At 45.1% G+C, this 13,194-nt stretch carries 12 protein-coding genes and 1 pseudogene; 6 read left to right on the forward strand and 7 right to left on the reverse strand.

Translation table 11 applies throughout. The annotated features are described in order from the left end of the window. The first annotated feature begins 284 nt into the window (after positions 1–284). The 6 genes from F0P94_RS00005 to F0P94_RS00030 are packed head-to-tail and all read left to right on the forward strand — an operon-like array spanning position 285 to position 6,837. Complete coding sequence (locus F0P94_RS00005) at positions 285–2,300, forward strand: BatA domain-containing protein (protein WP_225307058.1); 2,016 nt, start codon at positions 285–287, stop codon at positions 2,298–2,300. A gap of 1 nt (position 2,301) precedes the next feature. Beyond that, positions 2,302–3,576 (forward strand): dihydroorotase, encoded by a 1,275-nt coding sequence (locus tag F0P94_RS00010; RefSeq protein WP_150901650.1) that lies wholly within the window; start codon positions 2,302–2,304, stop codon positions 3,574–3,576. A 53-nt stretch (positions 3,577–3,629) separates the two neighbouring features. Continuing rightward, a complete protein-coding gene (locus F0P94_RS00015) occupies positions 3,630–4,145 on the forward strand; it encodes a DUF4199 domain-containing protein (protein ID WP_150901651.1) in 516 nt (171 codons plus the stop codon). 27 nt (positions 4,146–4,172) lie between these two features. Then, the gene (locus tag F0P94_RS00020; RefSeq protein ID WP_150901652.1) at positions 4,173–4,697 is read left to right on the forward strand and encodes a DUF4199 domain-containing protein; all 525 of its coding nucleotides are present in this window, start codon (positions 4,173–4,175) and stop codon (positions 4,695–4,697) included. A 6-nt stretch (positions 4,698–4,703) separates the two neighbouring features. Continuing rightward, the gene (locus F0P94_RS00025; RefSeq protein WP_150901653.1) at positions 4,704–5,675 is read left to right on the forward strand and encodes a glycosyltransferase family 2 protein; all 972 of its coding nucleotides are present in this window, start codon (positions 4,704–4,706) and stop codon (positions 5,673–5,675) included. Positions 5,676–5,688: 13 nt separating this feature from the next. Continuing rightward, positions 5,689–6,837, forward strand: coding sequence for a glycosyltransferase (locus F0P94_RS00030; protein ID WP_150901654.1), 1,149 nt, complete (start codon positions 5,689–5,691; stop codon positions 6,835–6,837). Between the two features lie 238 nt (positions 6,838–7,075). Here F0P94_RS00030 and F0P94_RS00035 read toward each other — a convergent pair whose 3' ends face one another. From F0P94_RS00035 to F0P94_RS20000, 7 genes and pseudogenes are all read right to left on the reverse strand, one after another. Then, positions 7,076–8,071 (reverse strand): NAD(P)-dependent alcohol dehydrogenase, encoded by a 996-nt coding sequence (locus F0P94_RS00035; RefSeq protein WP_225307059.1) that lies wholly within the window; start codon positions 8,069–8,071, stop codon positions 7,076–7,078. 68 nt (positions 8,072–8,139) lie between these two features. Continuing rightward, a complete protein-coding gene (locus F0P94_RS00040; RefSeq protein ID WP_150901655.1) occupies positions 8,140–8,745 on the reverse strand; it encodes an HD domain-containing protein in 606 nt (201 codons plus the stop codon). Between the two features lie 153 nt (positions 8,746–8,898). Beyond that, positions 8,899–9,669: a hypothetical protein gene (locus F0P94_RS00045; protein WP_150901656.1), complete on the reverse strand. Its 771-nt coding sequence runs from the start codon at positions 9,667–9,669 to the stop codon at positions 8,899–8,901. Between the two features lie 68 nt (positions 9,670–9,737). After that, a complete protein-coding gene (locus F0P94_RS00050) occupies positions 9,738–10,100 on the reverse strand; it encodes a hypothetical protein (protein ID WP_150901657.1) in 363 nt (120 codons plus the stop codon). Positions 10,101–10,179: 79 nt separating this feature from the next. Continuing rightward, the gene (locus tag F0P94_RS00055) at positions 10,180–11,295 is read right to left on the reverse strand and encodes a glycosyltransferase family 9 protein (protein ID WP_150901658.1); all 1,116 of its coding nucleotides are present in this window, start codon (positions 11,293–11,295) and stop codon (positions 10,180–10,182) included. 206 nt (positions 11,296–11,501) lie between these two features. After that, the gene (locus F0P94_RS19805) at positions 11,502–12,260 is read right to left on the reverse strand and encodes a hypothetical protein (protein ID WP_225307111.1); all 759 of its coding nucleotides are present in this window, start codon (positions 12,258–12,260) and stop codon (positions 11,502–11,504) included. A gap of 162 nt (positions 12,261–12,422) precedes the next feature. Next, positions 12,423–13,112, reverse strand: a pseudogene (locus F0P94_RS20000) (ArnT family glycosyltransferase); the annotation flags it as partial. Positions 13,113–13,194: the final 82 nt, after the last annotated feature.

Below are 13,194 nucleotides of genomic sequence, written 5' to 3' on the forward strand. Positions count from 1 at the left end.
CGTAGCGCCAATGGTACTGCCGTCAAAGGTGGGAGAGTAGGTAGCCGCCAACCCCTTAAACAAACCCTTTGCTGAAAAGCAAGGGGTTTTTCTTTTTATATCCCATTCCGAAAGCCTGATTAAAAAGATAAAGTGAAATAAGAATCCTGATTGGCCGTTTCTTTAATGCATCAAAAACTTTCAGTTTAAAGAATAGGGAAGTATTAACAGAATTAAGTGAACAATAAGCTTAATTACTTAGTTTTTTGCTTTGCTTTCCCTAATTTCACCCAAATTATTCAGGAATGATCTTACAGGCTCCTTATTTTTTATTCGGCTTATTTGCTATTGCCATCCCGGTGATCATTCACTTGGTGCAATTGCGTAAGCCTCAAAGAGTTCTGTTTACCAATGTAGCTTTCATCCGGAACGTTGAGAAGATCACCGCCAATCAGCGGAAGCTGAAGCATTGGTTGATCTTGCTTAGCCGGATCTTATTCCTGATTTTTCTGGTACTGGTATTTTGTCAGCCTTTTATTCCGGCTCGGGATAATGCTTTAGCCGAAACGGCTGCTGTAAATATTTACCTGGACAATTCCGGGAGTATGCAAAACGAGGCTGATAAAGGCGGTGTTTCCTTAATGGAAGAGAGTATTGAAGAAGTAAATAAAATTACGAAGAGTTTTCCGAAGTCAGTTCCCATTCAACTGCTTGATAATAGTTTCAGAACAGGGGATTTCCGGAACCTGAATCCTGAGCGTATTCCTGATGTATTAAGTCAGGTACAATTCTCTCCTCTTAACCGGCAAGCATCCATTATTTATTCACGTCTGCAATCCGGAAAAGGACAAGCTCAAAGAACATTCTGGTTTTCGGACTTTCAGCGTTCTACTTTCGACCCGGGTTTTTTCACCAAAACAGATACCCTTTCCCAGATAAGCCTGGTTCATATAAAACCAGCCTCCACGGCCAACCTTTTTATCGATAGCGTAAGCCTCGAAGATGAATTGGTGCGGTTAAATGAAAATAACCGATTGCTGGTTCGGGTATACAATAATGGTGATGAGCCTAAGAAGGGAGTAAGTTTAAAGCTCGTTATCGGCAACCGGCAGGCGGCTGCAAACAGTATCGATATTGAACCCAAAAGTGCGGCCACTGCCCAGTTGGAATTCCGCCTTACCGACAAGCAAACTCAACTGGCGCGGCTCGAAGTGGAAGATCAACCAGTTACTTTCGACAATACCTATTATTTTGTGCTTCAGCCGGCAACTGCCATTTCAATTCTGGATATTAATAGCAGTGCCCTGAGCAATACCAACCGCTTGTTTACCAATGAGCCTTTATTCCGTTATCAAAGCCTTGGTCCCGGAACAGCCAATAATCAGGTAATAGCGCAGGCGGATCTGGTGTTGGTGAACGAACTGACGTCGGTAGATGCTGCTTTAGCCGATAATCTGAGCAAATACGTGAAGAATGGCGGCAACCTGATCATCATTCCGGCGGAGAAAACAGCTGAAAATGGTTACAGCAACATCTTTCAATCCTTAGGCATACCTGTTCGCAATGCGGCTGAAGATCAGACTAAGGTTTCGCAATTGGCGCTGCCTGACGTAAAGAACCCGTTCTTCCGGAACATATTTACGGAGCTGGATAAACGGATGCAAATGCCACGGGCGCCGAAATATCTGCAATGGCAACGTTCTGATGCGGGTTTGCTGAACTTTAAAGATGGTTCCGGCTTTTTAGCCCAGTTCAATTCCGGGAAAGGGAAGGTATATGTTTTTGCCGCGCCTTTTTCTGCCGAAAATAACGAATTCAGCCGCAACGCTTTGTTTGTGCCGGTAATGTACAAGCTTGCCCTGAGCAGTCATGAGTCGGAGCAGCAACTGGCGTATAATTTCAGCCAGCGTACTTTTTCGCTTCCGGTTCCGAAAACTGACATCCGGAAAAGCCATTTCTCTTTGGAAACCGATAGCCTGAAGTTTATTCCGGAGCAGCAATTGCGCAATGGAAAGATGTTCTTTACGCTTCCGGCCGAAATGGCTGAAGCGGGTTTTTACAAGCTAAAGCATAATGATTCTACCCTGATGACGCTGGCCTTTAATTACCCGAAAAGCGAATCGCTGCTGGATACGTATTCGGCTGAAGAGCTCCGGAGTCTGATCCCGAATAAAAACGTGAAGATATACGAATCGGCTGCCAATGCTGATTTCAGGGAACAATTTACCCGCGAAACCAAAGGCACGCCGCTTTGGCAGTATTGCCTGCTGCTGGCCTTGTTCTTCCTTTTAGTTGAAATTCTCTTAATCAGGTTCCTGTAAAATGGATGTTCTTTTTAAAAACGTAAAGATTTTTGCTCCGGCTTCGGCCTTTCATCTACAAACTTCAAACTTACTCCTTAAAAACGGCCGCATTGGTTATATCGGTTACGATGCTACGGATGCCGAAAAAGTATTCGATGTCCCTGGTTTATGCGTGTCCGGTGGGTGGTTCGATATGCACGCCCAGATTACGGACCCGGGTTTTGAATACAAAGAAGATATCGTTTCGGCGGCCCAGGCTGCTGCTGCCGGCGGGTTTACTGAAATACTTTGCTTCGCGAATTCGGAACCGTTGCTGCAAACCAAAAACTCCTTGCTTTCTTTAAAAGAACAGACCCGGAGCCTGCCGGTTACCTTTCATCCGGTTGGCGCGGCTACGGTAAATTCTGAAGGCAAAGACCTGACCGAAATGCTGGATTTGCAACGCCACGGCGCGGTAGCGTTCTCCGACGGGGAATCCGGCATTCAGCAGGCGGATGTAGTTCTGAAAGCGCTGCAATACCTGCAGATCACCGACATGCTGCTGATAAACCGGGCCGAACACGTGAAGCTGAACGAACGCGGGCAGATCCACGAAGGACTGGTAAGTACCCGCCTGGGTTTAAAAGGCATGCCGGCTTTGGCCGAAGAACTGCACCTGACCCGCGACCTGGAACTGCTCGAATTTAACGGGGGCAGGCTGCACGTACCGTTTGTGTCTACCGCCCGGTCGGTGGAGAAGATCCGCGAGGCCAAAGCGAAGGGTTTGCAGGTTACCTGTGGCGTGGCTACTTATCAGCTGGCCTTTACCGACGAAACCCTGATCCCATTCGACACCAATTACAAAGTAAACCCGCCTTTCCGTTCTGAAGCTGACCGTAAAGCCCTCATAGAAGGCTTGCAGGATGGTACCGTCGATATATTGGTTTCGGGCCATACGCCGCAGGATGTAGAAAATAAAAAGCTGGAGTTCGACCACGCGGCCTTCGGCATTACGAACCTGGAAACTGCTTTTGCCGTGGCTTGTACTTATGCCAAAGAATTGCCCCTGGAAACGGTGCTGGAGAAGATGGTAGTGAATCCGCGGAAAATCCTGAACCTGCCTTTGCCGGAAATAGAAGAAGGTGCGGAAGCGAATCTGACCTTTTTCCAGCCGGAACAATCCTGGATCTACGAAGAAGAAAATATCCGGTCGAAATCGCACAACAATCCGTTTATCGGGCAGCAGCTTACCGGAAAGGTGTTCGGCATTGTAAATAAAGGGCAGTTTATCCTTAATGATCCGGTGAATGTATAATAATTTGCCGAAACTGTTTTAACTTGCTATCTAATCTGCTTTTATTTTAACACATGTTCAATCAGGCCATTTTCCGGACCGGAATTAAATTTGGGGGTATCAGTGCACTGGCTGGTTTTGCAATCATTCTTATCCTGTTCCTGGTTGGTATTAACCCCTTCGGGCAGCTAAGCCTGTGGAGCTGGATCTTTATTCCGGTTTTCATTTTCCTGGGAATCCGTTCGTTTAAAAGAACCTTCGATCCTGAAATGGGCTTTCTGAGAGCGTTGAAAGTAGGCTGGATCATTGCTTTTTTTACGGCCTTGTTTTCAGCTTTACTTATTTTTATTTTCGCTACGCTGGGCGGCGAAGACCTTATTCAGCGGCACATTGCCGAAATGAAAATGCTGTTCGAATCTTCGCGGCAGGCGGCCATTGAAGCGAAAGTGCTTACGCCGGAAGCCTTCGACCAGACCTTAAACGAACTGGACAAGACCACCGCTGGATCGCTGGCCCTGGACGATTTCTTTAAGAAATTTGCCGTCGGTTTTTTTATAGCCGTAGTTGGCGCCGTATTTTTCCGGAAGTAAACCCGTATTCTCTAAACCTATAAAACTATGAACGAACAACGAACAATTTCCTGGTGGTCAGTGGGGTTAAAGTATGGCCTTATTACAGGCCTGGTTGGCTCTGTATTAGCCATGATTAATTTCATTACCGGAAACTTTGACAATATATGGCTGATGTTTGTAATTGGCCTGGCCATTTATATTCTCGCTATTGTTCTGGCGCATCGGGAGTATAAAGCAAACAATGCAGGATACATGACCTATGGAGAAGGGCTAATGATAGGTACTTTAACGGTATTTATAGCCGGTGTAATAGGCGGTTTGTTTTCTTATGTATACATAGAATTTGTAGATCCGGGAATACTGAATAAAATGGTTGAAGTACAAATCAGGATGATGGAAAATTTTGGCCTTCCGGAAGACAAGCTTGATGAAGCGATTCAGAAAGTGGAAAGAGATACAACAGCTGCTAATCAGTTAAAAAGCGGCTTGATAAATGGCATATTTAGTGGTTTGGTTCTTTCCCTGATCGTGTCTGCTTTCACAAAAAAGAGAATGCCCGAATTTGAATAAGTATTAATGAACGAAGCTACGCTCGATATTTCTGTTGTAATTCCCCTGCTGAACGAGGCCGAATCTTTGCCCGAACTTACGGCCTGGATCGCCCGCGTAATGCAGGCAAACAATTATTCTTACGAAGTGCTGCTGGTCGACGATGGCAGTACGGATCATTCCTGGAAAGTAATTCAGGGCCTGAGCAAGGATAACCCTGCTATTAAAGGTTTACGGTTTAACCGGAACTACGGCAAATCGGCGGCCCTGAACGTAGGTTTTAAACAGGCCGCCGGCGAAGTGGTGATCACCATGGATGCCGACCTGCAGGATAGCCCGGACGAGATCCCGGAACTTTACCGCATGATCAAGGAGCAGGAATACGACTTGGTTTCGGGCTGGAAGAAGAAACGCTACGACCCGCTGAGCAAAACCATTCCTACCAAGCTTTTCAACGGCGTTACGCGCAAAATGTCGGGCATAAAGCTGCACGATTTTAATTGCGGCCTGAAAGCTTACGACCAGCGGGTGGTGAAAAGTATTGAGGTTTACGGCGAAATGCACCGCTACATTCCGGTAATTGCCAAGTGGAACGGTTTCGGGAAAATAGGGGAGAAAGTAGTGCACCACCAGGAACGGAAATATGGCGTTACCAAATTCGGCCTGGAGCGCTTCATTTACGGCTTCCTGGATCTGATGTCCATTACCTTTGTATCGAAGTTCAAAAAGCGGCCCATGCACTTTTTTGGCACCATGGGTACCGTTTCGTTCTTTATCGGGATGCTCATAACCTTAGGCCTGATCACGGAAAAAGTGATCCGGGTGTTTACCAACGAACGTGGCCGCGATGTGGTGGCGCAACCTTTATTTTTCTTAGCGTTAGCAGCCATAATTATTGGGGTGCAGTTATTTCTGGCTGGTTTCCTGGCCGAAATGATCTCACTTTCCGGCTCCCGCAAAAACGAATACCTGATCCGCGACCGGGTAGGAAACCTGTAAAACCGTACCGGAAATGAAGCAAAAAGTAGTGATCATCGGTCCGGCGTACCCCTTGCGGGGCGGTTTGGCAACGTACAACGAACGCCTGGCCCGCGCCTTTGCCGAAGCCGGCGACGAAGCCGAGATCGTTACCTTCAGTTTGCAGTACCCCAACTTTTTGTTTCCCGGCCAGACCCAGTATTCCACCGACCCGGCACCCCAGGATCTGGTCATTAAGCCTTTGATCAACTCGGTTAATCCCCTTTCCTGGCTGAAGACCGGTTTGTATTTAAAGAATCAGAAACCCGACATCGTTATTTTCCGGTACTGGCTGCCTTTTATGGGCCCGGCCCTCGGTACCATTGCCCGTCTGATCTCCGGCAACAGGCACACCCGCATTCTGGCCATCACCGACAACATAATTCCGCACGAAAAACGCCCCGGCGATGATATTTTTACGAAGTACTTTCTGAGTGCCTGCCACGGGTTTATTACCATGAGCAGATCGGTACTGGAAGACCTGAAAAAGTTCGTGCCGCAAAAACCGGCTATTTACCACCCGCATCCGCTTTACGATAATTTCGGCGAAAGCCAGCCCAAAACAGTAGCAAAAACAGCATTAAAACTCGACCCAGCCACGCATTACATCTTATTTTTCGGTTTCATCCGGGCGTATAAAGGCCTGGATCTGTTACTCGAAGCTTTTGCCGAAGAGCGCCTGGCCAGGCTGAAGAACGTAAAGCTGATCATTGCCGGCGAGTTTTACGAACCTGCCGAACCGTATGAAAACCTGATAAGAAAGTACCACCTCGAACACCGGATTGTAAGAGCCACCGATTTTATTCCGAACAGCCAGGTTGCCACCTATTTCAGTGCCGCCGACCTGATCGTACAGCCCTACAAACACGCCACCCAAAGCGGCGTTTCCCAGATCGCCTACCACTTCGACAAACCCATGCTCGTAACGGATGTAGGCGGTTTAGCCGAATTAATTCCGGACGGGAAAGTGGGTTATGTAACTGCCCCGGAGCCCAAAGCCATTGCCGACGCCATTCACAATTTCTACACCTCCGGCAAAGAAGGATTTTTTATTGAGCAGGTAAAATTCTACAAACAGCAATTCTCCTGGAAATCGATGCTGCAGGCCATTAAGGAAGTGGCAGGCAAGGTTGAGAGGAATTAGAAATTAGAAATGCTGGCGCAAGTGTTAAGCCGAAGGCGTCACTTGGGCCTGACAGACAAAAGCCAGTCTCCAGACTGGCGTAAAAAGCAACCCAAGAATTACATTCCTCAGAAGTCCTCTCCTGAATTAGCTGTTGAGTGGGGGCACGGAAGTCTGAAGACTTCCGCTTGTTCTTTAGGCCCAAGTGACGCCTTCGGCTTAACACTTGCGCCAGGAATAAACAATTGCGCCAGGAATATTATTCAGTAGCAACTCTAACAGAAACATTCCCTCTTTTCCGGAATTGTTCCACATACCGGTGCGCGTTCTGAATATCGTCTAAACTATAAGTCCGGTCTATTACGGAGGTTAATTTATCAGCTTCGATCAATTCTTTGATGAAGGTTAGATCCTGTTTCGTTGGTTTTGCCTGTCCGTTAACGGAAACATACCTGCCATTTGGCTTCAGTAACTTTTGAGCGATTGCCTTTTTGGTTTTGCCTACCGCATCGAAGATGATATCGAATTTTACATCCAATGCGGTAAAGTCTTCCTTTAAATAATCGACGGTTTTATCGGCTCCGAGAGACTTTACCAGATCGATGTTGCTGGTGCTGCAAACCGTGGTAACTTCTGTCCCGAAATGCTTCGCTAATTGCACGGCAAAAGTCCCGACACTACCCGAAGCGCCATAGATCAATACTTTCTGACCTGCCGCTATCTTGCCTCTGCGTAAAAAGGACAAGGCTGTTAAGGAGCCCAGGGGTACTGTTGCCGCTTGCTCAAACGTCATATTCGTTGGTTTTAAAGCAATTACCGCTGATTCCCGCAAGCATTGGTATTCAGCGTAGCCTCCGAACCTGAGCCCGCAAAAGGCAAAAACGGCATCGCCCGGTTTAAACGACTTTACATCTTTACCAACTTCCTCTATTACACCTGCTAGTTCAAAGCCAAGCACCTTTACCCTTTTAGGTTTGAATAAACCGTTGAATAAGCGGGCTAAAAACGGATCAGCTTTTCGCATCCGCCAATCACCCGGCGTAACCGACGTTGCGTGAATTCTGATCAAAACCTCATCGTTTTTGGGAACCGGTTTGGCAATGTCCTGCAAGGTCAGCACATCCGCACTTCCGTAGCGCTCATAAATAACTGCTTTCATGTAGGTTGTTTCGTGGTGGTTGATTCGAGTAGCGTAATTGGTATTGCCGGAAGTGGAGAAATCAAAACGCAGATTTTTGGTTTTGGAGTGCTGCAAGATCGAAAAATGAGTTTGCAATTAAGCAATTCGGTCGGCTTCTGGCTAATTCCTGTAAAGAGAATTAATTAGCTTTTACTGTCAGATTTTTTCAGAATGCCTTTTTCAACGCTTTCGTTTATCAGGTTTTCCGCATAATTCCAAAGTGCCGTCGAGCCCTCTTTTATCACTTTCTTCTTTTCGTAAACTTTGTGGTAATCCACGTCGAATTCTGCCCAGGTTCCACCCTTATTGGAAGTGTTTTGCAACAGCGGTTCAAGCCGGTCCATGGATCTGGCAAATTTGGCTTCATTGGTTTGGCCAAGCTCAAATTCTTCCCAGATCGAAATAAACTCCTCGGCCTGTTCTTTGGGCAGCATCCCGAAAATGCGGTTGGCGGCTAATCTTTCTTCGTCGGTATTCGAATGGCTTTTTACAGTGTCGTAAATGAAAGTATCGCCGGCATCAATTTCAACAATGTCGTGGATCAGCACCATTTTCAGCACCTTCAGAACGTCGATCGGAACCTCGGCATGCTCGGCCAGCACGATTGTCATCATGGCTAAATGCCAGCTATGCTCCGCGTCGTTTTCGTTCCGGTCGCTGTTAAACAGTTTCGTCTTTCGCTGAATAAGTTTGACTTTGTCTATCTCTTTGATGAAATTGATTTGCTGTAATAGATTGTCTGGGTGCATCCTTATTATGAGTTGAAAGAGGGCCTGGTGATGTTGCTGTTAACAGTTTGAGTTGTGCCCAATTGATCGCAAGACTGTCACTAAACACAAAAATAATTAAAAAGCAGAAACAGGAGGAGGTTCAAATCGGCCGGACATAACTTAAACCTGATGTTAGCGATTTCTTTTTTCCAATGACCAATTTCCATCTCTAAGTTTATCCTTCTCAATCTTGCACCGAAATGTGCCCGTTTTTTCGTGATACGAAATTTCAGGATAGGCAAGCGTTTGAGAATTAATATTCAATAGGACTTTGATTGAATCAGTCAATCCTTTTGTTGAGAATCTTAACTTTCTATTTGCAAATATTTGTAACTGGGGAAATTCTAACGAATCTATGTCTTCAATTGGCACTTCTGCTTTTCCGTCTACATCAGTTTGATAAATTTCAATCTTTGTTCCATTGGCGTTGAAAATAATAGAGCTGTTAGAGGTTAAAATGTGTTTTTCATTAGCTTTAATAGGTTTAATCAGAAAACCTTGAGTGGGTTTACCGGTTTTATCGTTAATTTGAAAAATTACTGCTCCTCTTGAAGGACGGCCCCCAAACTCGACCTTTCTTACTAAATTAAAACTTCCTTTAGGTAACGACTTAAACTCAATACTATCTCTGCTTCTTCTCCATTTTCCAAAAGCAACATAAGAACGTCCTTCGCATCCTCCTTCCATCGAAAAAGTTGAATCGCTGTTAAGGAAAATTGAATTAGAGCAAAATCCACTTCTATCACTATAAGTTTCGCTAGTAACTACATTTTGGTTTCCTGTTGGTTGCAAAACTTCAAGGATATCTTTTTTGGCACTATTACAGGATACAGTTCCAAATATCAGAATGGAAAAGCATGTGATTAATTTTTTCATTGAGTTACCGCCAACGGTCTTGTACATGCTGTGGTGGGGCGTAAGTCGAAGCTTGAGTATTTGTCTTGTTATATTAAATTGTTTTTCTTTTAAGCTTATTTCCTTGTTTCCAGTTTAAAGTTTAGCTTTTGAATCTCTTCGTAAAACTCTGTAGAATCGAGCGGAACAGGTTGTGTTCCTTTCCTTTTGTCTATAATCCAGAATTTGATTTCTTTATTAATCCTGCCTTGGATGTTTCTGGCGATAATATATTCTGAATTGAAAGTGTAGTGAGTTACTTCTTCAGGAACTACAGTCTGTCCACCACTTCTATTTTTATTCCTACTTAGTAAGATTTGAGATTCTCTTCCGTCGCCCATATAGTAGTAGTTGCTACCAAGCTCTTCTATATTATCTGTGTGGTCATACAGGCATGATTGTAAAGATAGAGCTACAGCGACTAAAAGGATTTTCTTCATCTTTATTTATGTCTGCAATTAAAGATAACTAACTGTATATAAAACACTCCTACGCTTATCTGTCTTATATCCGTAGCCTTTAAACCACCGGCTGTAAGATCTTATCTTCCGTAGCTAAACACTTCCGCACGTATTCGAATACTTTTTCCGCCGGCAGTTCTTCCATGCACGACACCCCGAACTTACAGGTACCGCGGTAGAAGCAGGCGCATTGCTTTTCCGGTTGTACCAGATAGCCGCGGCCGTAGAGGTCGAATTCGTACGGGTTGAAGATGTTGTTCATCAGCACGATCTTTTTCTGCAGGGCAATGGCAATGTGCATGGCCATGGTAACCTGGGTCACGATCAGATCCATCTGGTACATCAGGTTAATGAACTTCGGCAGCTCGAAATACCCGAAATACAGTGCATTGGTAACGTTCGCCAAGGTAACGTTGCGCTCGTGTTCTGCTTCGCCGCCTAAGAGCACCGGCTGGTAACCGTTACTTTCCAGCAATTCTATCAGCCTGATCCATTTCTCGTCGCTCCATAAACGGGTGGTCCAGCGGTCGCCGCAACCGGTATTCAGGCCCACCAACGGTTTGCTCCGGTCTAAATTCCAGTTATAACCTTTGTCTTCGTGGTTATCGAAAACGTATTCCTCGTGGTTAAATTCCCAGCCGCACAGTTCAAAGATTTCCTGCACATACGGCTTGGTATTGGCCTGGCTCAGGTCGTCGAAAACGCCCGTTAAATATTTATGGTTGGCCAGCGGATTGGAAGGAAAAGCCACGCCGTTTTTCAGGGTATAACCGAATTTCTGGGTCGCGTTCAGGGAATCGTGCAGGGCACAGGCTTCTTTGTCTTTATCTAAATTGAAGAGTACATCGAAATGCAGTTGCTGTAAATAAAGCACCGAAGCAAAATCGAATTTCAGAATCTCATCGATTGCGCCTTTCGGCAGAATAGCCGGGGTAAGCGTAAGCCAGGTAATTTTAGCGTTCGGGTATTCGGCCCGGATCTTATGCAGCAGCGGCGTAGTGCGGATCACATCGCCGATGGCGCCGAGTTTAATAATTAAAATGCGTTTCTCAATGGGCTGGTATGCCGGACAGGTACAATGGTAGCCGTGTTGTTTATGAGGGAGGCAAGGCAGGTCGCCTTTAAAATAGATACAATCGGTATTCAGCAGTACGCCGTTCACTACATCAGCCATCGGTTCGGAAGAATAAAAAGGAGAATTAAAAAATGGGAGCGTTTCCCGCTTAAAATTAAGGAAATGCCGGTTTTATAAAGTAGCCGAAATTAGGAAGAATTGTGGAAAGGGAAAAATGAAGGAAGGTATTAACGTGTATAGCAGGGTTTAAATGTGAACGCAAAGTAAATAATCGGTATTGTATGCTCCTGGCTTAAACCACGCTTTTACTTATAATGGATAATTCCAACCTCCCATAATTCATTGGAAAAAATGATTTCTTTTGTGCGGTTTTCGTTCGCCTGATACTCATCCTTTCTGCTTAAATAGCCGTACTCCTTACCAGGTTTAAGAAACTCATCATAAAAAATATACTTACCGAACCGGTTTACCTTGTATACCCCATCCCTGATCTCGTACGCGGCCTCCGTTTGAAATTGCTTGGGCGGTATCTGCAGATAAAATAGCGTATACACGTAAGGAAGCGGCATTTGGTCGGTAATCCGGACCTGATCTACCGGTAAATTTCTGGCAGCTGCAAAGGCTTCTCCCAATCCGATATTAAAATGATGACGAATGCTCTCCTTCGGATATTCCTTAAAGTAATACCGGATGGTAATACTGCTTTCAAGAATAAGCCAGGTCAGGAGCAATAGCTTAATGGTAGTTTTTGGGGCAGTATCTTTTAGATTCGTTAAAATAAGATTAACAAACCAGGCAACAAGCGCCAGGCCGGGAAGATAAAAATGGTTAAACCGGTTAACATTAAGTTCAAAGGAGAAGATCAGGGCCAGAGAGGCAATAGCCCAGGAAAAAAATATAAAAACGACACTGTTTTCCTTATCGGGTTTATTCGTTTTAATGCTCGGGAAACTCCGGATCCCTGCTGCTACAATACCAATAACGGATGCCGGAACCGTAAAGAATAGCAATAGTTTAAAACCCGGTATCAGGTTATAATTAGAGCCATCGTCAAAACCACCCATAAAAAATCTGAGGTTATGCAAGGCGGTTTCTTTCCAGTCTGCAGCCTCAACCTGACCTAGCCTGCTGGAGGGCAAAAGGGGGGTGGAGAAAAAAAGACTATCCGTCCAGGTTAGATTTTTTTTAAGTAAATAGTTTTCTATAAAGAAAAGCAGGAACGGAAGCGCTGCAAGTATAAATAAACTAAAAGCAGCAAGCCACCGCTTCCATTGAAGCCGGATTCTTTCCCGGAAAAACAGCAGTAATAAGGTAAAAAGGGTTGGCAAAACCACTATTGTGGTTCCATAGCCATATAAGGCTAAGGCAAAGGGTATTAAGGAGGGTAAAATCCACTTGCTACCGTTGGCGGCAAATGCCCGGATAAGAAAGAAGCACCCGAGTAACATGAAAAAGGGAGCAAGATTACTTTCCAGCGCCCACCTCGACAGCATGAAATGCCAGGGTATTACTACGATTAGCAGTAGTCCCAGAAATGCAGGAAACCGGCCCAGAGGCCGTAAACAAAAGTAAAAAAGTGGTAAGGTTAAAATTCCCAGAATAAGGGAAACGAGCCGGGAAGAGAAAATACTGAGACCGAAAATTTTAACGATCGGGGCTGATAAATAAGAAAGCAGCACATTCTGGCCGCTGCCCCAGGCTGGAAAATAAGCAGGTAAAACATTTCCCCATCTGTCCTTGCCTGTTTCGGCCAGACAAAAAGCTTCATAAGCACTGGAAGCTTCGTCCTGATTAAACCCTGGCGGAATGGCCGGGAAATTAATTATCCGGATAAAAATGCCTATCGTTATAAGTATAAGAACGGAAAAGGCGTAAGCTCTTGGAGAGAAAGATATTCCTGGGAAAACCGAATTCATTTAAATAGAATCAACTTATTCTGGATCCGGCAAAGATAACATAATCATTTTATTATGTGTTCTAACTGACAGGATCGGAGTT

This window comes from Adhaeribacter soli (genome assembly GCF_008727925.1).
GTDB lineage: Bacteria > Bacteroidota > Bacteroidia > Cytophagales > Hymenobacteraceae > Adhaeribacter_A > Adhaeribacter_A soli.

Bases quoted from the DNA above. Each gene is read 5' to 3' on its own strand.
- F0P94_RS00015 (WP_150901651.1), top strand. From the start codon at position 3,630: ATGTTCAATCAGGCCATTTTCCGGACCGGAATTAAATTTGGGGGTATC.
- F0P94_RS00055 (WP_150901658.1), bottom strand. From the start codon at position 11,295: ATGGCTGATGTAGTGAACGGCGTACTGCTGAATACCGATTGTATCTAT.
- F0P94_RS00005 (WP_225307058.1), top strand. From the start codon at position 285: ATGATCTTACAGGCTCCTTATTTTTTATTCGGCTTATTTGCTATTGCC.
- F0P94_RS19805 (WP_225307111.1), bottom strand. From the start codon at position 12,260: ATGGGTGGTTTTGACGATGGCTCTAATTATAACCTGATACCGGGTTTT.
- F0P94_RS00020 (WP_150901652.1), top strand. From the start codon at position 4,173: ATGAACGAACAACGAACAATTTCCTGGTGGTCAGTGGGGTTAAAGTAT.
- F0P94_RS00040 (WP_150901655.1), bottom strand. From the start codon at position 8,745: ATGCACCCAGACAATCTATTACAGCAAATCAATTTCATCAAAGAGATA.
- F0P94_RS00025 (WP_150901653.1), top strand. From the start codon at position 4,704: ATGAACGAAGCTACGCTCGATATTTCTGTTGTAATTCCCCTGCTGAAC.
- F0P94_RS00030 (WP_150901654.1), top strand. From the start codon at position 5,689: ATGAAGCAAAAAGTAGTGATCATCGGTCCGGCGTACCCCTTGCGGGGC.
- F0P94_RS00010 (WP_150901650.1), top strand. From the start codon at position 2,302: ATGGATGTTCTTTTTAAAAACGTAAAGATTTTTGCTCCGGCTTCGGCC.
- F0P94_RS00045 (WP_150901656.1), bottom strand. From the start codon at position 9,669: ATGTACAAGACCGTTGGCGGTAACTCAATGAAAAAATTAATCACATGC.
- F0P94_RS00050 (WP_150901657.1), bottom strand. From the start codon at position 10,100: ATGAAGAAAATCCTTTTAGTCGCTGTAGCTCTATCTTTACAATCATGC.